The sequence below is a fragment of the Parapedobacter koreensis genome, assembly GCF_900109365.1.
In the GTDB taxonomy this organism is placed as follows: Bacteria; Bacteroidota; Bacteroidia; order Sphingobacteriales; family Sphingobacteriaceae; genus Parapedobacter; species Parapedobacter koreensis.
The window spans coordinates 248,220-269,739 of record NZ_FNZR01000007.1 but is presented as its reverse complement, the minus strand read 5'-3'; the positions used below and the strand labels follow the sequence as shown (position 1 = coordinate 269,739).

The window sequence follows — 21,520 nt, the reverse complement described above, 5'->3', positions numbered from 1 at the left end:
AAAAAAAGCGAATCGAACGAAAGGATTCTTGTCACATCGTCATGTCAGGGTTTCTTTATAGCTTCCTTCACTTCCTGTACAGCCCGCTCCAATTGGGGGTCATGGCCTTCCTGCCTGTCCATAAATGTGTTTTCTACGTGGATATCGGGTGATACACCTGTCAATTCCAAATCATCGCCGTCCAATGTATAGCAGCCCCACGCGGGTACACGGTACATCGACCCGTCCACAAGGCCTTTGGCAGAAGTGAAAATGATCCATCTATAGGTTTCTGTGCCGATGATGGTGCCGAGTTTCAGCGCTTTGAACCCTGCGGCGGTCATTTCGGCATCACTTAGCGATTGCTCATTGATGAGCAAGACGATAGGTTTGCCCGATGGTGCGAAGTTGCTTTGCGGCGAACGTTGACCTCCACGATATTGCCATTGGAGGTAAGGACGCTGGGACAGGAAGCGCAGCACCTCATCGTGCACATTGCCACCCGTATTGTAGCGGAGATCAAGGATGATCGCTTCCCTGTTGTTTTCCTGTTCAACCATGTCCAACAGGAACCGTTCCAGTTCTTCGCCACTCATGTTTTTCATATAGGAGTAGGCAATGCGGTTGCCGCTCAAAGAGTCCACCTTGCGGCGATTGTCCTTAATCCATTCGTTATACAACTGGTCACGTAGCGCGGCACTGCTTTGCGGACGCACCTTGGTGGTGATCTCCTGACCGCCACGGCTGAGCGTTAGTACCATCTCATTGGCCAGCGACGGGCGGGTGAAGTAATAATCCCGATCGGTCTCGTTATCTACACGCTGTCCATCTACCGCTACCAACACATCGCCGGGCTGGATATCCACATCCGTCCGTGAAGCGTGACTATTGGCTACGATGTGATGTACCCGGTAGGGATCGTCCTTATCGAAGATGATACCCGTTTCGTTGGTCGAATAGGTCAAGTTTTTACGCTCTTCGGGACCACCCGAACTAAAGCCAAGGTGCGACGAATTGAGCTCGCCAAGCATATCGTTGAGCAGAATACGAAGGTCGGCCCGGCTATTCAAGTATGGTAGATAGGTGGCATAGCGTTTTTTGATGCCCGTCCAATCCACACCATGGAAATTGCCGTCATAGAAATTTTCCTCAATGCCAGCCCAGGTCTCATAGAACATTTGCATGAATTCCTTTTCGAGGTTGCGTTGGAATTTGAATGCGATGTCTACCTTTTCCAGTTTATTTCCATCGATGTTGTATTTTTGTATGGTTCCCCGTGAAAGCGCGAAAAATTTGCCGTCTGCTTCAACCAAGTTACCTGCGCCGCCATCGATTACCTTTTCGGTTTTGTTTTCCTCAAACGGTTGGATGATGGTACGGAAGAGTGCGCCACGACCGCCTTCATGGTTGGAATAATAGAAGATATAGGTCTTTTCGCCTTTCTTGAAAATGGATGTGCCGGTTTGCGTGCCAAAAGCAGGACTGATAAGCGTAATTCGATCAAGCAAGCCCTGTGTATTGATGACAATCGGACCAAGAGGCTTTTTATCGGCGGTCTTGGTGGAGTCTTTTTTGTCCTCCTTTTTTTCCTCAAAAAGCGCATCGAATTTGTCCATGCGGTACGGTTCGTCAAAATTGTCCAGCGCCATGCGGTAAATGCTGGCATCGCGCATGCCCATTGGATAGGATGGTTTGGTACGATTGCTGGCAAAATAGATAGACTTGCCGTCCGGCGACCATACTGGCGACGCTTCAGAGACACCCGTGTTGGTAAGGTTGATGGTCTGCTTCCTTGCGAGGTGGTATACGAAGATATCCTGTTCGAAATTGCGGTAAGCGGTAAACAGTACATATTCGCCATCGGGCGAGAAAGAAGGCTTGGAATTTTGGAAGGCCCAGATTTCATCTTTTACCACGGTGGTGCTTTGCAGGCTCTTGAGATCCAAGATACGCACTTCGTCCCGCCCACTGAGGTAGACTCCCTTTGTCCGGTCATTATTGAAGGTGACGTCACGGTTGTTGAACAGGTCGGTAGTAAGCTGCTTGGCTGCGCCCTTGCCGTCAGCGGCGATGGTAAACCAATTGAGGTAACCCTCAGCGGTTTGGTTGAATAGCAGTGTTTTATTGTCGGCAAGCCATTTGACCTCCATGGCGCGCTCACCGGATGATGGCATCTGACGAATGAATTTGCCATCAATATCGCTCACAAACAGCTCGCCCCGAGAGATGAATGCCAGTTTTTTGCCGTCGGGCGACACATCGAAGTAGCTGATGTTGTCTTTAGCATCAAATTCTTGTTGCTTGCCCAGTACCAGATTGCGATTTAGGGAGATAGCAGGCTGCACGGTCTTTTTGCCTGCCACGTCGTATATATACAACTGATAATCGCGCTCAAAAGCTACCTTTTCGCCGTTGGCGGCAACCGATGGTCGCTTGATGGAGGTGTTGAAACGCGTGAGTGCTGTTTTCTGGCCGTTGATAAACGTATACAGGTTGTACTCGCCATTGGCTTCGTCAGAAGCGAAGTAGATATTGCCCTGTTTATCCACGGTCGCCCAAAAGTCCTTGCCTTCGTAGTCCGTATATTGCTTAAACGCACGGGTACTCGGATGGTATGATAGGATATCAGGGTTATAAGCTCCCTTATACCGCTTGCGGTTGGCAGCGGAATAGCTTTCCCACGTGTTGTTGAAGAGCAGCTCTCCCGATGGCGCTTCGACCACGCCGTGTATGGTGTTGAAGTAATGTGGAAACAGACGTTTGGCCGTGCCGCCATGTACATTGACAGTATAGCTAGTGAATCGGTTGTAGCGGCCAGACGTGAAGTAGATGGTCTGGCTGTCCCAGCTCCAGCTATCCACCTCATCGGCGGCATCGTGGAAGGTGAGCTGCCGGATATCCCCGCCTTCGAGCGGCATCACGTAAACATCAAAATTGCCGAATTGATTAGAAGAAAAGGCAAGCCATTTGCCATCGGGTGAAATGCGCGGAGCTATTTCGTCACCAGGCATTGCGGTAAGCCGAAGTGCCTGGCCACCCTCGGTGGCCGCTTTCCAAAGGTCGCCCTCATAACTGAAAACCAATGTTTTGCCGTCTGGACTCAAGGAAGGATGCGAAAGGAATGTGGCGATAGGCTGTGCTGAAATCGGAGCACTAAATCCTATCGCCGCTGCAAGGAGGCAGGAACCGAATGTATTCATTGTGCGTATTTAGTTGTATCGTCGGGACAAGATAGAAAAAAATGCGGCATTTTTCTCTTGATATCCATACATTAAAAACAAAAGGTTTCCAAACGGGGAGAATGGAAACCTTTACTAACCAATTATAAACCTAAATTATGATGTGACAAATATACTGAGGTTAATTGAATAGGCTTTACTGTACTGTCCTGCTTGACGGTAGATTGTGTTCAATAATATTTCGGAATTTGGGCGATACTGGGGTACTTACGCCCATGAATGAGGGTTGAAAACTGTTTTACATCAATAATGAGTTGATTCGTATGTTGAAGGGATAGATTATGACTTATAAAATACAAGAGGGATTGATAATCCATGCTCATAAATCGGTGAGCTCTGGATAATTTAATATTTTCATAATAAAGGCTGCTTGCATGTTGCAGCAGATTATGTCAATTTTGACAGCGACTAAGATAAAGGTTAATTCCGTGCTCATCGAAACAACTGACAATACGTTGAAAGAGGGGCTGCGTAATGGCGACGTAACAGCTTTCAATGCTCTCGTGCGTGCGCATGCCAGCCGATTGAGGCAACTCGCGTTTCGCAGGCTGCAGGTGCGCGAAGACGCCGAGGATATCGTGCAAGAGCTGTTTACTGAAATTTGGACAAAACGAGAAACACTGCATATTACTGGGGAAATCCGGACGTACTTGGATGTTGCTTTACGAAACCGAATTTTCAATGCGTTCCTCCGGTCTAAGTTGAAGCGGCAATCGGAAGATTACCTGACTACCCGCTTCGAGCAGCTGCAGGAGTCTGTCTTCGAGGTTTTGGCGGCAAAGGAACTTGCGGGTACCATCGCCTCGGCGGTGGATCGGTTACCGGAAAATATGCGACGAGTATTTGTACTCGAACAGGAGGACTACTCGTTGAAAGAGGTTGCCGAGGCGCTGGGGCTCGCTTACCAAACCGTGAAGAGCTACCGCACGGAAGCCAGCCGGCGGATCCGGGAGGCTATTTCAATGAGCCACCCTGAAATCCATCCACTCGTTTTACTCGCCATCCTGCGGATGATTACAGAAAATTAACAATTATTTTTTGCTTTCGAAATATACCAATTGCCTTGCTGACTGTCCTGTTGGCGTAAATGGCGAAGCACGTTAACTCTGCATTTCTAAAAGCGTTAATTCAACGCTACCAGCGTAGGCAGGCTACGCGGGGCGAACGGTTCATCGTAGAGCGGTGGTATGCGTGGTTTGACCAACAGCAAGCAGACACACCGGCATGGCTCAACGATGACGAGGACGTCAAACGGTTTGAAGAACGGTTGATCGCAATAACCAGTACCAGAAATCGGCCCGCACGGACCGGGCGTTGGCGTATATGGCTGGGCGCAGCCGCGACCCTGCTGGTTGGGTTATGCGGCTGGTGGGTGCTGGAAGGCCGGCTGGATAACCAACTACGGCAACCCGGCCGCGCTGGAACGGTTGCGGAACACGTAACCGCGCCGGGGCAACGGAAGCTGATCAGGCTGGCCGATGGATCTGAAGTTTGGCTGGGTTCGGCCAGCAGGTTGCGTTACCGGCAGGACTTCCGTGGACCGCAGCGGGAAGTGGATGTGGAAGGACAGGCTTTTTTTGCGGTCAGTCCTGACCCGCAACGCCCTTTTGTAGTTCATATGGACGATTGCACCGTGCAGGTGTTGGGTACGTCCTTTGATGTGCGCAACTACCGGGATGATGAACACCGGATGATTACGGTGGCCGAAGGGCGCGTATCCGTGCGCACGCCCGTCGACCGTATTGAAATCAGCAAAAGGCAGCAGGTAAGCGTAGCTGCAAAAACCGGAAGTATTCAAGTGATGGATCAGCTGGATGAATCGGTACTGACCTGGAAGGAAGGCATATTGGTGATCCGCGAACAGCCGTTGCCCGAAATTGTGAAGCAACTGGAACGTTGGTACGCGGTTTCGTTTCGGATTGATACACCCGGGTTGAAAAACAAACGGCTCTCGCTGCGGGTGCGCAATGAAAGCCTACACGAGGTGCTGACAGTACTGGCTGTGGCTGGAGGTTTCGAGTTCAGCATATCCGGCGAGCAAGTAACGTTGTATTGATCTGGAATAACGATAATCAAATTAAAGGAAAATGTCAAAGCTGATGTTGCGGATAATGACTACGGCGATGGCGGGGCTGGGCACCTTTCTGGCCTTGGAGGCAAAGTGCCAAAACCTGCGTGACATCCAAGTAATCTGGAGATCGGGGACGTCTTCGTTGGGAGCGCTGCTTGCCGACTTTGAGAAGCAATCCACTATCAGCTTTTACTATGACGATGAGATTGGCCGTCGGGTGATTACCGCATCCATTACGGAACAGATTAGCTTGTTTGACGCACTTACCCGCATCATGAAGGCACAGCAACTGAACATGCGGCAGATAAAAAGCTTGGTGGCCCTGACGACCCGTGAACAAAAACGAACCGAGGGACAGGTGGCAGGCTGCGTAACCGACGAACAGGGGGTGCCGCTGGCGGGTGCTTCCGTGGCTGCCCTGGGTATGGGCAGGGAAGTGAAGGCAGACGCCGAGGGGAAGTATTCAATCGCTTTACCGGAAGGCAGCCATGTGCTTGAGGTTTCGCATGTCGCATTCAAAACACAGCGTATTGGCGTTGTCGTAAAGCAGGCGAGGGAGGTGTCCGCGAATATTTCGCTGACCGCCGATCCGGGTAACCTCAATGAGGTGGTGGTGGTAGGCTACGGTACGCAGCGGAAAGCGGATCTCACCGGTGCGGTAGGTCGTGTCACGGCCGAAACGCTGGGCCAACGGCAGGCAATCAGTGTAGAGCAAGGGCTCGCGGGTAGGCTGGCCGGTGTGGATGTATATACCAACAGCGGCAGACCCGGCGGGCGCACGCGTGTGCGGATACGTGGCTATGGTTCCATCAATGCCTCCAGCGACCCGCTCTATGTGGTAGATGGAGTCATCCTTACGGCGGGCATCGAAACCGTCAATTTCAACGATGTGGCTTCCGTCGAGGTGCTGAAAGATGCCTCCGCCACGGCCATTTACGGCACCCGAGGAACCAACGGGGTCATCCTCATCACCACCAAACGTGGCGGAGCAGGAGGAGGGCTCAACTACGATAGTTACGTAAGCGTGGGGCGGATGGTGCGCAAGCAGCGGGTGCTGAACGCAGCGGAATGGCTAATGGTAGAAGACGAGTCGTACCGCAACGCGGCTAAGTTTGATTCCTTGGGATTTGCTGAGGGAAAATACCGCAATCCGCTTGAAAAACGAAAACAATACCTGGTAGGAAACACCGCCGGTCGGCCGGAACTGTTTTTTTTGGATGATGCAGGGATACCTCGGCCGCTTTACGATGTCGACTGGCAAGATGCCGTTACCCGGAATGCGATTAGCCAACAGCATAACTTGGCATGGAGCGGGGGAGATGATCAGGCAAACTACGGCATGTTTGGCGGCTATACGCGGGAGAACGGGATTATCCGCGAAACAAGCAAGGAGCAGTTCAGCTTCCGTGGGGTGCTGGATAAACAACTGAAAAAAGGACTGAAGATTGGTGCGACGATGGCTTACTCGCGCAACACCGAGCAGCGCGCCGACGAATTGCAGGGTGCCAATAACGTGACCAGGCAAATGATTGAAATGGTGCCATTTATCCCGTACCGCTATACGGATGGCACCTATGGGTACCGCACGGACTATGAGGGGCTGGAACGTGGAGATAACCCGCTTGCGCAGCTTCATGAAAACGTGAGGCGTTATAAGTTTAATGCGTTGAACGGCAATGTATATGCAACTATGGAGGTATTGCCAGCGCTGGCCATCAATACGACATTCGGCACGAACATCCGTAATCAGCATGTGCCACACTTCAACAGCACCCAATCAGACCTGTATGCGAGTGGGTTGGGCAGAAACTATGCACAGATTGCTGCATCGGAAGATCTTTTTTGGCAATGGACAAATCGCCTGATGTACCAACCTAAACTTGATGAAACCCATCAATTGAATGCAATGCTTGGTGTGGAATACCAGCGCTTTAACAGTTTACGATGGGCGGCAACCACGCAGGACATGCCGGATGATTTCTACTGGTGGAACAACCTTGGCGCTGGGGCTACACCGCAGTCGCCAAGCTCGGGAACGACGGCTTGGCAGATGGCCTCTTATTTTTCGCGGATAAACTACGGGTATGATAATCGCTACCTGCTCACGCTAACCGGGCGCTACGACGGTTCATCACGCTTTGGGTCGGCAAATAAGTATGCGTTTTTCCCGTCTGCCGCGCTGGCGTGGCGAGTCAGCGAAGAACCGTTTCTGACCGATGTGGCATCCATCCATAACCTGAAATTGCGGGCGAGCTATGGATTCACCGGCAATTCGGAAATAGGCGAGTACCGCTCATTGGCCAATTTAGGTACAGCGTCTTACATATTTAATGGGACACGGAGCACGGGCACCTTGATGGCTACATTTGCCAACCCGGACTTGAAGTGGGAGAAGACATCCCAACTAAATATAGGTGCCGACTTGGGACTATTCAATGGTCGGCTGGCTGTTGAGGCTGATTTTTACGTGAAGCATACCAGCGACCTGCTGTTGGAGGCCCCTATCCCGGCTTCAAGCGGGTTTGTATCCATGACCAGAAACATTGGAAGCCTGAAGAACTCGGGTATCGAACTCACAGTCAGTTCTGTAAACACGGCTCGGGGCAGCTTCTCCTGGCATACGCGCTTCATTGGTGCATACCTCAAGAACGAGATCAACGCGTTGGGGGTGAACAACGAAGATATCGTGATGGATCCGCTGGGTGCCGTCATCCTACGTGTAGGCGAATCGATCAGTTCTTTTTATGGTTTTGTGGCCAAGGGTACCTGGGGCACGGCCGATGCGGCGGAGGCCGCACGGTACGGTAAGAAGCCCGGTGACCTGCGTTATGTGGATTTGAATGGCGACGGGCAGATCAATAACGACGACCGGAAGGTGCTTGGTAAGGGCATACCCGACTACTATGGTTCATTAGTCAATACCTTCCGCTACCGAAACCTTGAACTGATGGTTGAACTTCAGTATTCATATGGCAACGATGTGTTTAAACTTTCGGCACAGACCGCACAAGATCGGGTCGGCACGGCAAATAGCTTTGCAACGATATTGCAGGCATGGACACCGGAAAACCAGCATACACCCTATGCACAATGGCGCCCGAATGCTGCGGGTTATGATTCACGCGTGGCCACCAACCACCTGTACGAAGGCTCGTTCATACGGGGTAAGAATGTGATGCTGAGCTACGCGTTGCCGGCATCCATCGTAGCGCGGGGCGGGTTGCGGAACCTGCGCTTGTTTTTGTCGGCACAGAATGTTTTTCTGATCACGAAATACGACGGCTATGATCCGGAAGTGAGCACGTTTGACGATGCTTTTTCACAGGGAATTTTGTTTCATGATTATCCGAAAGCCCGCACACTTATGCTCGGCATGCGGCTGGAACTTTAAATGATGGTAGCGATGGTAAGTAACAAAGTAGGAAATGGAATGTTGGTGGGCATATTCGCCACCTGCCTGACCTTGGGTGTTGCGGCATGCAGTGATTTCCTCCAGGAAGATAGTGCGACGACGATGACAGTCGATCGTTATTTTAAGAATGAACAGCAGGCTGTCTCGGCAGTGGATGCCCTGTACACATTCCTTCGTAGTGTATTCCAAAGCAGGGACGGCTATGGGGAGGCACCGTGGATATCGCTGGAACTTATTGTGGGCCACTCATCCACACTTGGGTCGAGTATAAACAACAACAACATGATCCGGCATAATGCGGCAACCAGCGACCCTGTCTTCCGGTCGATGTATGTGAACCTTTATGCCGGCATCGCCAACGCAAACTTGTGTATCCAGCGGATTCCGGATGTCGGGATGGATCCGGCACGGAAGGCGTCTTTGCTTGCCCAAGCTTATTTTTTCCGCGCGTACTTTTATTATTACCTGGTGCGCTTGTACGGGGAGGTGCCATTGATTACAACCCCAGTGTTGGCCAGCAGCCCGTTGCTGTATCCCAAACAATCACCCATCGACGCGATCTACGAGGTGATTGTGCATGATCTGAAGGAGGCAGAAGCAGGTGGGTTGCCCGACCGTGACGGCACAGGCAGGATATCACGTGGAGCCGTGAAAGCCGTGTTGGCCGATGTATACCTCACCATGGCCGGCTATCCGTTGAACCGGGGCACGGCGTATTACCAGCTGGCCATGGTAACGGCCGGTGAGGTGATTGCCACTGGGGCGTACAGTTTGTTTGATGATTATGCTTATTTGCACGATCGCATGCACAAAAACCAAGGGGAGTTTATCTTGCAGGTCCAGTATGCCGCTGGTATTATCACCAACCGCATGGTTTCGCTGGTGGTGCCTCAGGGGGCGGGGATAACACGCATCGAGGAGCAGGGAGGAATTGTCGCCCGCCGCGAATTTGTGGAATCGTATGAACCTGGTGATAAACGAGCCTTGGAAAAGCAGTTTTTCTTTACGAGCCATCAAGCCCGGGACGGGTCCGGTGAAGTAAACTTCGGTGAATTTGCCTTGTACAAATACTGGCTGGAGGAAGCCGGCGGTATTCGGGGCGACGGCAATTCAGACCTGAACTGGACATTGATGCGGCTTCCCGAGGTCTTGCTGATTTATGCGGAGGCTGCCAACGAGGTAGCAGGGCCAACTGAAGCGGCTGTGGGCCTGGTAAAACGTGTCCGGGACCGAGCAACGCTGGTCACGCCCGAAGCGGGCCAACTGACGCAAGCCAGTTTCCGCGACCTGGTATGGAAGGAGCGGTACCATGAGCTGTGCTTCGAAAACAAAGCATACTTTGACATAAAACGCACGCGCAAGGCGTACAGCCTGCATGCCAACCGCTTTGTGGATGCCGTGGGTTTTACCAATGAAAGCGGGGCAACGATGACCGAAAAGTACCTGTTGTGGCCGTTTCCACAAACAGAAATGGACGCAAATAATCAATTGGAACAGAATCAAGGGTGGTAATGGATATCACCAATCAATAACTTAAAATTAAACTGACTATGCTGAAAGACAAAATACCCTAATTGAACATCCGTAACAATGGAAATACGGATTGCCGCCTGCCAGCAGCAATCCGAGAGCGTTAAACACTACTTGCCTTAAGTAATATTAAACATTTACAAAAGTATGAGATTTAATTTATATCGGATACTCCGATGCAACACCCTTTATCTTTTTTCGCTGATCGTCACCACGCTTGCTTTATCGCTGGGCAGCATCACATCCGGACGATCATACGCCAGCGCTTCTGATTCAAATCAACAACCCTCGTCGGTGACCGGCCGCGTGACCGATGAGGTGGGCGACCCGCTCACCGGCGTTACCGTTTCCATTAAAGGTACGTCGTATGCCGTCAGCACGGACATCGACGGATACTATCGGTTGCAGGATGTCCCGGCGGATGCTACCGTGACGTTTTCGTTTTCCGGCATGAAGTATCAGGAAATTGCCGTATCGGGCCAAATGAGTATTAATGTGGTCATGCTCCCCGACGTTATTAACATGGACGAGGTGGTTGTCGTTGGTTACGGCACCCAAAAGCGGGCCACGGTTACGGGCTCCGTGGCGTCCATACAACATGCTGAGATCGTTCAGACTAAAAACGAAAATCCACTGAATACCCTTACCGGGAGAGTCCCGGGATTGCGTGTCAGGCAGCAGAACAGTGAGCCCGGCGTGTTCGGTACCTCCATCGATATCCGTGGCATGGGAAACCCGCTGGTCATTATCGACGGGGTGCCGCGCGATAACATCCAACGGTTGGACCCCAATGATATCGAAAGCATATCGGTGCTGAAAGACGCGTCGGCGGCGATCTACGGTGTGCAGGCCGCGAACGGCGTAGTATTGGTGACCACCAAGAAGGGGGCCGCAGACAACACCTTCAATATGGACTACAGTGGAAGTATGATCTGGCAGACGATGGCGGGAATGCCCCATACCATCAGTGCCGCCGATTATATCCGGCTGACCAACGAGTTGGACATGAATCGTGTGAATGGCGACGGTACGTGGCGGTATTCCCAGGAGCTGCTCGACGAGTTCCTGTCTGGCGAACGGCAGTCGACCAACTGGAACGATGCGGTGTTTCGGAACAGCGCACCGCAGGGGCAGCACAACCTGAGCATCTCCAGCGGCAACAGTAGGACCCAGTATTTCACAAGCCTCGGCTACCAGTTTCAGGAGAGCTTCTTCAACAGCGACCGCGGTTTTGACTACGATAAGTTCAACCTGCGGGCAAACCTGACCTCCAAGCTGACCGACGACCTGACGTTCGACCTAAAGACCAATGCGACCACCGACCAGCGGAACAGGACGCAGTTCAGCAGCAACGACATCATCCGGGCCACGTGGCGTCAGATTTCGATAGACCCCATCTACGCAAACAATACCGCCCCTTATTACTACCACACCACCATCTCTGAAGCAAACAATCCGGTGGCGTGGATCGATCAGGACTATGTGGGGTACATCCGGTACCAAAACCGATCATTCCAATCTTCGGCATCCCTGAACTACCAAGCGCCGTTTCTGGAAGGACTGAGCGCCGAAGTGTTTTACAGCTACGATTATAACAACAACCAAGAGAAAAACTATTCGCAGGCATACGAGCAGTTCCGCTACGACGAATCAACCGGTACATACGGTACGTACTTGATGAGCAGTCCGAGCTCCATCCGGAGGGATTTCGGCGAACAGATGCTGTCGATATACCGGTTTTCGCTTCGCTATGAACGGACGTTCAACAACAGTCACCACATCAATGCTGTTGCTGTGCATGAAGGGCGCAGGCAGGAAGGCGACGGATTCTACGCATCTCGGCAACTGCGGCTGGACTTGGACGAGCTGTTCGCCGGAGACGCCGATAACCAGTTGGCGTATATGGATCCGAATCAACGGTACGAGTACGCCTACCAATCGTACATCGGGCGCCTAAACTACGACTACAAAGGGAAATACCTGTTGGAAGCGGCGTTGCGAGCAGATGGCTCTTCTCGGTTTCCGTCTAACGCCCGTTGGGGATTTTTCCCGTCGGCGTCGTTTGGGTACCGGATTTCGGAGGAAGGCTTTTGGAAGAATTCCTTCCTCGATATCATCAACAACCTGAAGCTACGTGCTTCTTATGGCCGGATGGGGGATGACTCCGGTCTGAATTACCAATTCGTCAGTGGCTATTCGTATCCAGCGACGGCCACATTTTTCGGCGGTAACTTTATCAACGGAGCGGCCAGCACGGGCATACCAAATCTGGGCATCACATGGATGGAATCAGATATGTTCAATGCCGGCTTTGATATGGAAATGTGGGATGGCATGCTGGGCGTTACTTTTGATGTATTCAGAAGAAACCGTAGCGGGATGTATGCGTATCGCGGAGACGTATCGAGTATCATCGGGGCGTTGCTTCCACAGGAAAATCTCAACTCCGACCGGTCGGAGGGGTATGAACTGGCATTGAACCACCGTGGCACGGTCGGCAACGTCAGCTATACGATCGGCGGCAACCTGGCACTGACCCGGATAAGTAACCGGACGGTCGTACGGGCAGCTGACCGCAGCCACTACCACAATTGGCGGAATAATTCACAGAACAGGTACACCAACATCTGGTGGGGGATGGAAGCAGGCGGACAATATCGCAGTTTTGCCGAAATAGCCGAATTCCCCGTATACAGCAGCAGGAATGAGCTGCCGGGCAACTATTACCATAAGGACTGGAACGGTGATGGAATTATCGATGATATGGACCGGCATCCGATGGGCTTTGGGCCACAACCGTTACTGAACTATGGAATTACCGGAAGCCTGTCGTATAAAGGACTGGACTTCTTTATGCTGTGGCAAGGTGCGGGAATGGCCAATGTGTATTACAATGAGATCCTACGGCAGCCGCTCTGGTCGGGCTACGACAATACACACGATCGTTTTCTTGATCGTTGGCGGCCGGTGGATCCGCATGCCAATCCGTATGATCAACAAACCGAATTCATTGAAGGCCGTTATCCCATGCCCGGGTCGCCGTATCCGGGTTCGGAATCGGAGTTTAGCGTCTACAACAACCGCTATATCCGGTTGAAGAATGCCGAACTGGGCTATACCTTGCCTGCGACGGCCATCCGGTGGGTTGGTATCCGCAGCGCACGGGTATCGGTAGGTGGCTACAACCTGCTAACGTTCTCGCCGGTGGATTTTGTGGACCCAGAACATCCTCAGGACCAGGGCGGATACATGTATCCGTTGAATAGAACTTATAATGTTAGTCTTTCCTGCAAATTTTAAGAAAATGAGACCTGCATAAATTGCCAAAAAGGACATGAGCAATTTATGCAAGCTTCATTGCCATTAAAAAAACAAATTATCCAAATGAAAAATTATTGTCGAAAATTACTGATGGTGATGGTAACCACCATCGTGTTTGTCTCCTGTGCACGGTTGGACATTCCGCCGGTGAACCTGGTGACAAACGAAGATATTTTTACCACAACAAATGGCATCACGGCCTACTTCGCGCGGATGTATTCATCCCTGCCACTGGAGGATTACCGTTACTCCCACAATCGGGCGTGGAACAACGAGCGTGTTACGCACAACGTAGGTGGCATCACTGGTGAGGCTGTGGGACGCGATACGCAGATGCGTCCGGCGGCGCATTGGTTTCAAGAAGGCTATGCACTAATCCGTGATGTGAACGTATTCATCAGTACGCTGATGGAATATGCGAATTATCACGACCCTGAAAATGTGGAGCACTGGATCGCCGAGGCGCGTATGATCCGCGGTTTTGCCTACATGACCATGGCCAAACGCTACGGCGGAGTGCCTATTGTCAATGAGGTCATTGATGACTACGCAGCCGCGTTGCTGCCCCGCAATTCGGAAGAAGAGGTTTGGGATCAGATTTCGGAGGATTTCCAATATGCGGTCGATCACATGCGCGGCGACTCGGAAGACGGTCGTTTCAACCGGTATGCTGCTGCCGCGTATAAAGCACACGCCATGCTGCATGCAGCTTCCATTGCCAATTTCAGCACGATCCGCCATACGGATACCCGGAATGGCGGCGCACTCGTTTGTGGTATCCCCGCTGAGCGGGCTGCCGACTATTACCGGCAGGCATATGAAGCTACCAAAATTGTTGATGAAGGGGGCTACAGCCTGTATATGAATGAGTGGCAGGAAGGCAACGCCGAAGCGCAATATAACAACTTCATGAACCTTTATCAGCGGGTTCCCAATTCCGAGTCGATTTTTGTGCGGTACTTCCGCTATCCGGAACTGCCCCATTCGTGGGACGCGATCTACGGTCCGTTGCAGTATGCCATTGGCGGCCTCTCTGGAGGTTTGACCCCTTCTTACGATTTGGTAAGTGAGTTTGACGGGATCGGCGATTTCGTGGATGAGAACAACCGGTATATTTTGTATGACAACACGATGGGCCCTTTCGAACATGCCGAACCGCGTTTGCGAGCGACCGTCATCTTACCCGGAGATAGTTACAAAGGGTCACCCATTGAGGTATATCGTGGCATTTATACCGGCACGTATCCCGTAGATGGGTTAACCAAGTTGTATGATATCAACGATAATTTTAGTTTATATAATTCAAATCCCAACTTATTAACCTCAATCAGCAACATTGAACAACAATACTATACGTTGCCCAACGGGCAACGTATGCGTGCGGCTGGTCTAAGTGGGGCATTCAGCAGTGAGAACCGGGGTTCGAGGACGGGATTCCACCTACGGAAACTGTTGGATCCAACGATCCCGCCGGCAGAGGTGGATAACTTCCGTTCGGAATCCGATTGGGTGGATATGCGGTATGCCGAAGTGCTGCTTACGCGTGCGGAGGCAGCCTATGAACTCCATGAGCTGGGCCAGGATGGTGGAAATTACATCGAAGAGGCATTTGAGGCGGTTCAGCTCATCCGTCGCAGGGCAGGGGCCAACCTCATGGCGGGTTCCGCTGAACTGAACCGGGAGACGATCCGCCGTGAGCGCCGGAAAGAACTTGCATTTGAAAGCAAGGCGTATTGGGATCAGGTGCGCTGGCGTGTGTTCAGCGATATGTTTCCCGATAACCCGGTGCGGAGACTCAAAGGCGCACTGGCATTTTATGTGCCATCGGAAGACAAATGGTTCTTCGATGTGAAGGGTGTGGAGCTTGGCAATGCCGACCGCGTATTCCAGGAGCTCTGGTATTATGTGGATATTCCCGCAGACCAGATCAGCAGAAACCCGATGCTGATCCAAAACCCAGGATATTGATAGAAAGTAAATAGATGGTACATAAAAAGAGATGATTATGAAATATAAAAAGTTGATATACGGTTTTTCAGTAGCACTGGCGTGCTGTCTCAGCTCATGCCTAAAGGTAGATAATTACGGTGCCCCCCAAGAAACCGTACACGGACAGATTGTAGATGCCAACGGCCGGCCGGTCTATGCCAATGCCGGAGCAAGTTCAGTACGGATTAAGATGCTGGACTATGGGTTTAGCGACAATCCGTCAGAATATTACCTCAATGTGGGGATGGATGGAAGTTATGCGAACAATAAAATTTTTGCCAGCACCTACACGATGGTACCACAAGGGCCGTTTGTGCCCGTAGCTGGCCAGGAAGGCGTTCAAATAAGCGGCAACACCGAAGTAAACTTCGTTGTGGAGCCTTTCTTCGTCGTGGAATGGCGGGAACCCGCATTGGTGCCCAATGGAGACGGTACGGTGACCGCCAACGTGCGCGTCACCAGGGGTACCAGCAATCCGGCCTATCAGGCTAACTTGAGCCAAGCCGTGTTGTTCATCAGCACGACCCAATACGTGGGTTCCAACAACTACGACACACGGCTGACCCCCGTCTTGACAGGTACCAATGCCGCCAATTTCCTGGCAAACAACGCATCGATCACCTCCATCGCGTCCAACAACGTGTCACTCAAAAGCGGGTACACCTATTTTGTACGCGTAGGGGTAAGAGGGGCGATGAACGGGGAAGTCCCTGAGGCGTATAACTTCAGCGAAGCGATAAAACTGGTAATGCCCTGACACCTTGAATCGCGATCACCCCCGGCAGGCATGCTCTTGTCCCGCCGGGGTGATCGTTGAAGATCAGTATACAAACACAGCATGCAAAAACAACGTATATGAACACAATACAATTAAAAAGATGCAGCCAATGGTATATGGCGTGCGTACTGGCATTCTGCCTTATTAACGGAACCGTGGCAATGGCACAAACGGCCACAGGGTACGTTTATGTTGATGAAAACGGCAACGGTAAGCGTGATCGGCGGGAGCCGGGCGTGTCAAACGTGTCGGTAAGCAACGGACGGGATGTGGCAAAGACCGATGCCAACGGGCGTTATACGCTTCCAGTAGGGAATGACAACATCGTGTTTGTCATCAAACCGCAGGGATATGGTGTGCCGGTTGACTCTCTGATGCTTCCCCGGTTTTATTACATCCACAAGCCGGAGGGTTCGCCTGAAACGATGAAATATCCCGGCGTGGCACCGACGGGATCACTACCCAAGGAGATTAATTTTGCCCTGGTGCCCCAACATGAACCTTCGCAGTTCCGGGCATTGGTGTTTGGTGATCCGCAGGTGTATTCACAGCAAGATATTGACTGGTTCCGCAAAGGAATCCTGGAAGAGGTGAGTGGGGTAGACCGCGTAGCATTTGGAATTAGCCTGGGCGATTTGGTGGGCGACAACCTGCTGCTCTTTGCTGATTATAAACGCGAGATGGCCGCACTCGGCATCCCGTGGTACAACATGGTCGGCAATCATGACCTGAACTGGGAGACGGGCGTGGATTCACTGACCGACGAAAGTTTCGAGCGCCATTTCGGGCCTGCGAACTATGCATTTGAATATGGCAATGCGCATTTTATCGTATTGGATAATATCCTATCGCCCGATCCACGGAAAAACAGTGGGTATTGGGGTGGGTTACGTGACGACCAACTGGAGTTCGTGGAAAATGACGTGGCGCAAACCGACACATCGAAACTCATTGTGCTGGCGTACCATATCCCGATGGCCGGACGTTCTTTCCGGGAAGCAGATCGCGAAAAATTGTTTGAATACCTCAAAAACCACCCGCATGTGATGATGATGTGCGGGCATACCCACCTGCAGCGGCAAAATTTTTATACCGAAGCAATGGGTTGGCGGCGGGCGAAGCCGCTGCACGAATACAACGCAGGCACCACCTCTGGCGATTGGTATTCGGGAGAGCTGGATGAAAACAATGTACCTTACGCGACGATGCGTGACGGAACGGAAAAGGGCTATGCCTTCCTAAATGTAGACGGCAATGCATACACAATCGATTATAAGGTTGCCGGGAAGGATGCCGCTTACCAAATGAACATCTTTGCCCCGTCTGTTGTGGCTCACCGCCGCGATACACGAGCGGATTTTTTTGTCAATTTTTTCATGGGGGCAGAAGATAGCCAAGTGGAGTATCGGGTTGGCGATGGCGAATGGATAGCCATGCAGCATATCGTTGAGGTAGACCCATCGTACCTGACCGGGTTTCGCAATTGGGACTTAACCGATGAGTTGATGCCGGGCAGACGCCCCTCCAACCCCGTGCCCTGTGCGCACCTTTGGCGAGGTGCCATCAGCGCGGAATTACCTGTTGGCACTTACACAGTTTCCGTAAGGGCTACTGATATGTTTGGCCGTACCTTCCAAGGCGAACAAGCCGTACAGATTGAACAGCCAAAACCCTTGCCAAAGGTAAAATAACTGCCGGCAGTGAAAAGCGGCCCGGCGATGTCGTCGGGCCGCGATGTTTTACTATCGTTAAGCTGTAAAGAAAAGAGGCGACTAACTTTCGTTAATCGCCTCATTTTCAGCGTAGCGGGGATTGGACTCGAACCAATGACCTTCGGGTTATGAGCCCGACGAGCTACCAACTGCTCCACCCCGCAATATGTCTTCTATATGGTATCCTGCAATCGCTGCCGGATTTTTTTAATTCCTTTTCCGAATTGGACTGCAAAGATATAATTTGTTTCTTTGCAAAACAAATCAAATTACAAAAAATGTCGCATAAAGCCGGATTCGTGAGCATTATTGGAAAACCAAACGCAGGTAAGTCTACGCTAATGAACGCATTAGTGGGTGAGAAAATGTCTATCGTGACCCCCAAAGCCCAAACCACCCGACACCGGATTATCGGAATTGTGAACGAACCGGAATACCAGATTGTAATTTCGGATACCCCGGGTGTCATCAAGCCGGCCTATACACTTCAAGCATCGATGATGAACTTTGTGGAGGGCTCACTCATTGATGCCGATGTCATCTTGCTGGTGACGGATATCCAGGAGAAATACGACGAAAGCGATGTCATCGAGAAATTGCGGAAAACAGATTCTCCAGTGGCTGTGCTCATCAATAAGATAGATAAGTCGACGGAAGCGGAAGTCAAAAGTAAGATCGCCTATTGGGAAGAAACCCTGCATCCGCAAGCCATCTTTGCCATATCGGCGCTGCATGAGCATAATATCGCGGCAGTGATGCCCTTTATTTTGGGGCACCTTCCCGAGCATCCGCCTTACTATGAAAAGGATGCGCTCACGGACAAAAACGAACGTTTCTTCGTGTCGGAAATCATCCGTGAAAAAGTGTTCAAGCTTTATGAAAAAGAAATCCCTTATAGCACTGAAGTAATCATCACTGCCTTTAAAGAAGAAGCACACATCAACCGCATCAGCGCGGAAATTATTGTAGAGCGTGATTCACAAAAGAACATTATTATCGGGAAGGGCGGCAGCATGATAAAGAAAGTGGGCACTTATGCCCGCGAAGACATTGAGGAGTTCCTACAAAAAAAGGTGTTTTTGGAACTTTTTGTTAAGGTAATCCCTGATTGGAGAAAGAAAGACAATTACCTCAAAAGGTTTGGTTATGAGCACTGATGGCCTTGAAAAAAATAACTAAAGAGACATTTTATTTATTAAATAATTGATTATCTTTGCAGCCCCGCAGGCTAAAGCTCCGGGGACTATGTTGAATACATAATTAACAGAAAGAAAATGGCAGTTAAAATCAGATTGCAAAGACATGGTAAAAAAGGAAAACCTTTTTACCACGTGGTAGTGGCCGATTCACGTGCTCCCCGTGACGGTAAATTCATCGAGCGAATCGGCTCTTACAATCCAAATACCAATCCAGCAACTATCGATTTGAATTTCGATAAGGCATTGGACTGGTTGAGCAAGGGCGCACAACCAACCGATACTACCCGGGCGATTTTGTCGTACAAGGGCGTGCTCTATAAAAAACACCTATTGGGCGGTGTGAAAAAAGGAGCTTTTGATGAAGCTGCTGCCGACGCTAAGTTTGAAGACTGGCTAAAAGGGAAAGAAGCCAAAATTCAGGGCAAAAAGGATGGTTTAGTGCAAAACCAAACAGAAGCTAAAAAAACCGCATTGGCTGCTGAAGCAAAAAAGAAAGCGGAAATAGCCGAGGCTATCAAGGCTAAAAATACACCTCCTGCTGAAGAATCCCCAGCAGAAGAGGCTGCAGCATCCGACGAGACGGAGACTGCCGAATAAGCATATTATTCAATCAGAAAAAATAAGAAGCCGCTTCGTGATGTATTCACTTGAAGCGGTTTTTTTGTGTTTGAAGAGTTTATCATAAGATTAGTTTACAGCGATGGAGTTGGCAGATAGCTTCTATATTGGGTACATCAGCAAAACAAGAGGCCTCAAAGGCGAAGTACAGTTGTTTTTTGAGTTTGAAGATTATGGGATGTTGGAACTGGATGTGTTGTTTCTGGAAATGGAGCGGAAGCTGGTACCCTTCTTTGTCGAAAGCCTTAAATTGCAACCCAATCGCACGGCGTATTTATTTTTCGAAGACGTCGACCATATCGATAAGGCACAATCCCTGGTCCGCAAAAAAGTATACCTGCCTAATAGTAAATGGCCTGAGCGGCGCCCTGATGATTTCCGCATCACCGATTTAAAAGGATTTGTCGTGCATGATTTGACATATGGGGAGTTGGGTGAGATTGCTGACATACATGAGTATCCCCAGCAGTACATAGCGACGATAAGCTATAAGGGCAATGAGTTGATGTTCCCGCTGAATGATGAATTAATAGTGTCTATAGACACCGAAAGCGGTCGGCTGGAAGTGGATTTGCCAGAAGGTTTAGTGGATGTTTACCTGTAAATGATCCTCCGGAAATGTTTGGAGGCGAGGGGTTGTAATTCCATGAACTATTTCAGATATTTGGCTGCCTTCTGCGTTGGGAGGATCCATAGGCGATATGAAAGTAACGGAACACATCAAGAAAGCAAAGGGGAAAACCCTGTATTCATTTGAAATATTACCTCCTGTCAAAGGGCAGAGCATCCAGTCTATCTTTGATGCGATAGATCCGCTGATGGAGTTCAGTCCGCCTTTCATCGATGTGACCTACCTACGTGAAGATTATATTTATAAGCAGCACCCTACAGGCCTGCTGGAAAAGGTGGCCTATCGGAAGCGACCGAGTACGGTAGCGACCTGCGCAGCCATCATCAACAAGTACAAGATAGATGCAGTACCCCACCTTATTTGCGGTGGCTTTACCAAAGAGGAGACGGAAAATGCGCTTATCGACCTGCAATTTCTCGGGATAGATAATGTGCTGGTGCTGCGTGGTGATGCCCGCAAGAGCGACAGCTCCTTTATACCAACGCCGGGGGGACATGCCTACGCTTCTGATTTGCTGCAGCACGTGGTCAATATGAATAGTGGCCGCTACCTGCATGAAGATATGGAAAATTCGGAGAAAACCGATTTCTGTATCGGTGTGGCAGGATATCCTGAAAAACATTTTGAAGCGCCAAACCTGGATACGGATTTCAAGTATCTGAAAATGAAAGTAGACTTAGGGGCCGATTTCATCGTGACGCAAATGTTTTTTGACAATACCAAATACAAGGCATTTGTGGATAAATGCCGGGAAAACGGGATACATATCCCCATCATTCCCGGATTGAAGCCTTTGACCAGCAGCAAGCAATTAGTTAGCCTGCCGAAGATCTTCCACCTGGATATTCCGGTGGAACTTAGCGAAGCGGTACAAGCCTGTAAATCCGAGCAAGAAGTACGGGAAGTGGGGGTTGAATGGATGATCCAACAATGCAAGGAATTGAAGGAGATGGGGGTGCCTGTGTTGCATTTTTATACCATGGGCAATCCTAAACCCACCAAGCGGATTATCAAAGCTGTTTTCTAAGGGCTTTCCAAGGA

General features: G+C 50.6%; 13 protein-coding genes and 1 tRNA gene. 12 read left to right on the top strand and 2 right to left on the bottom strand.

Annotated features, from left to right (window positions below; translation table 11 throughout):
- Positions 1-44: 44 nt before the first annotated feature.
- Positions 45-3,179 carry a S41 family peptidase gene (locus BMW65_RS17280; RefSeq protein ID WP_090607248.1) on the bottom strand — a complete coding sequence of 1,045 codons (3,135 nt, stop codon included), beginning with the start codon at positions 3,177-3,179 and terminating at the stop codon, positions 45-47.
- Between the two features lie 428 nt (positions 3,180-3,607).
- Between BMW65_RS17280 and BMW65_RS17275 the strand changes: the two genes are divergently transcribed.
- The 8 genes from BMW65_RS17275 (at position 3,608) to BMW65_RS17240 (ending at position 18,010) form a co-directional block, all read left to right on the top strand.
- Entirely contained in the window at positions 3,608-4,246 is a 639-nt protein-coding gene (locus BMW65_RS17275; protein ID WP_177181187.1) for an RNA polymerase sigma factor, read from the top strand.
- Positions 4,247-4,305: 59 nt separating this feature from the next.
- On the top strand, positions 4,306-5,274 hold the full coding sequence (locus BMW65_RS17270) for a FecR family protein (RefSeq protein ID WP_090607244.1): 969 nt from the start codon (positions 4,306-4,308) through the stop codon (positions 5,272-5,274).
- Between the two features lie 31 nt (positions 5,275-5,305).
- Complete coding sequence (locus BMW65_RS17265) at positions 5,306-8,680, top strand: SusC/RagA family TonB-linked outer membrane protein (protein WP_090607243.1); 3,375 nt, start codon at positions 5,306-5,308, stop codon at positions 8,678-8,680.
- 12 nt (positions 8,681-8,692) lie between these two features.
- Positions 8,693-10,213 carry a RagB/SusD family nutrient uptake outer membrane protein gene (locus tag BMW65_RS17260; protein ID WP_090607354.1) on the top strand — a complete coding sequence of 507 codons (1,521 nt, stop codon included), beginning with the start codon at positions 8,693-8,695 and terminating at the stop codon, positions 10,211-10,213.
- A 165-nt stretch (positions 10,214-10,378) separates the two neighbouring features.
- Complete coding sequence (locus BMW65_RS17255) at positions 10,379-13,531, top strand: SusC/RagA family TonB-linked outer membrane protein (RefSeq protein WP_090607241.1); 3,153 nt, start codon at positions 10,379-10,381, stop codon at positions 13,529-13,531.
- A gap of 84 nt (positions 13,532-13,615) precedes the next feature.
- Positions 13,616-15,520: a RagB/SusD family nutrient uptake outer membrane protein gene (locus tag BMW65_RS17250; RefSeq protein ID WP_177181186.1), complete on the top strand. Its 1,905-nt coding sequence runs from the start codon at positions 13,616-13,618 to the stop codon at positions 15,518-15,520.
- A gap of 37 nt (positions 15,521-15,557) precedes the next feature.
- Entirely contained in the window at positions 15,558-16,298 is a 741-nt protein-coding gene (locus tag BMW65_RS17245) for a DUF3823 domain-containing protein (protein WP_177181185.1), read from the top strand.
- A gap of 98 nt (positions 16,299-16,396) precedes the next feature.
- A complete protein-coding gene (locus BMW65_RS17240; RefSeq protein WP_218145444.1) occupies positions 16,397-18,010 on the top strand; it encodes a calcineurin-like phosphoesterase C-terminal domain-containing protein in 1,614 nt (537 codons plus the stop codon).
- A gap of 112 nt (positions 18,011-18,122) precedes the next feature.
- On the opposite strand, the gene BMW65_RS17235 is transcribed toward BMW65_RS17240, so the two are convergent.
- Positions 18,123-18,195 (bottom strand) — tRNA-Met (locus BMW65_RS17235).
- A gap of 114 nt (positions 18,196-18,309) precedes the next feature.
- On the opposite strand from BMW65_RS17235, the gene era reads away from it, so the two are divergent.
- The 4 genes from era (at position 18,310) to metF (ending at position 21,506) form a co-directional block, all read left to right on the top strand.
- On the top strand, positions 18,310-19,188 hold the full coding sequence (era, locus tag BMW65_RS17230; protein WP_090607352.1) for a GTPase Era: 879 nt from the start codon (positions 18,310-18,312) through the stop codon (positions 19,186-19,188).
- A 117-nt stretch (positions 19,189-19,305) separates the two neighbouring features.
- A complete protein-coding gene (locus BMW65_RS17225) occupies positions 19,306-19,827 on the top strand; it encodes a 30S ribosomal protein S16 (protein ID WP_090607235.1) in 522 nt (173 codons plus the stop codon).
- Between the two features lie 103 nt (positions 19,828-19,930).
- On the top strand, positions 19,931-20,452 hold the full coding sequence (rimM, locus tag BMW65_RS17220) for a ribosome maturation factor RimM (protein WP_090607234.1): 522 nt from the start codon (positions 19,931-19,933) through the stop codon (positions 20,450-20,452).
- Between the two features lie 97 nt (positions 20,453-20,549).
- Positions 20,550-21,506: a methylenetetrahydrofolate reductase [NAD(P)H] gene (gene metF, locus BMW65_RS17215; RefSeq protein ID WP_090607232.1), complete on the top strand. Its 957-nt coding sequence runs from the start codon at positions 20,550-20,552 to the stop codon at positions 21,504-21,506.
- Positions 21,507-21,520: the final 14 nt, after the last annotated feature.

What these genes read in the sequence shown, in the direction of transcription:
- BMW65_RS17240 (WP_218145444.1), top strand. Translation starts at nt 16,397, where the DNA reads ATGAACACAATACAATTAAAAAGATGCAGCCAATGGTATATGGCGTGC.
- BMW65_RS17250 (WP_177181186.1), top strand. Translation starts at nt 13,616, where the DNA reads ATGAAAAATTATTGTCGAAAATTACTGATGGTGATGGTAACCACCATC.
- BMW65_RS17245 (WP_177181185.1), top strand. Translation starts at nt 15,558, where the DNA reads ATGAAATATAAAAAGTTGATATACGGTTTTTCAGTAGCACTGGCGTGC.
- BMW65_RS17280 (WP_090607248.1), bottom strand. Translation starts at nt 3,179, where the DNA reads ATGAATACATTCGGTTCCTGCCTCCTTGCAGCGGCGATAGGATTTAGT.
- BMW65_RS17270 (WP_090607244.1), top strand. Translation starts at nt 4,306, where the DNA reads ATGGCGAAGCACGTTAACTCTGCATTTCTAAAAGCGTTAATTCAACGC.
- BMW65_RS17260 (WP_090607354.1), top strand. Translation starts at nt 8,693, where the DNA reads ATGGTAAGTAACAAAGTAGGAAATGGAATGTTGGTGGGCATATTCGCC.
- BMW65_RS17255 (WP_090607241.1), top strand. Translation starts at nt 10,379, where the DNA reads ATGAGATTTAATTTATATCGGATACTCCGATGCAACACCCTTTATCTT.
- metF (WP_090607232.1), top strand. Translation starts at nt 20,550, where the DNA reads ATGAAAGTAACGGAACACATCAAGAAAGCAAAGGGGAAAACCCTGTAT.
- era (WP_090607352.1), top strand. Translation starts at nt 18,310, where the DNA reads ATGTCGCATAAAGCCGGATTCGTGAGCATTATTGGAAAACCAAACGCA.
- BMW65_RS17275 (WP_177181187.1), top strand. Translation starts at nt 3,608, where the DNA reads ATGTCAATTTTGACAGCGACTAAGATAAAGGTTAATTCCGTGCTCATC.
- BMW65_RS17265 (WP_090607243.1), top strand. Translation starts at nt 5,306, where the DNA reads ATGTCAAAGCTGATGTTGCGGATAATGACTACGGCGATGGCGGGGCTG.
- BMW65_RS17225 (WP_090607235.1), top strand. Translation starts at nt 19,306, where the DNA reads ATGGCAGTTAAAATCAGATTGCAAAGACATGGTAAAAAAGGAAAACCT.
- rimM (WP_090607234.1), top strand. Translation starts at nt 19,931, where the DNA reads ATGGAGTTGGCAGATAGCTTCTATATTGGGTACATCAGCAAAACAAGA.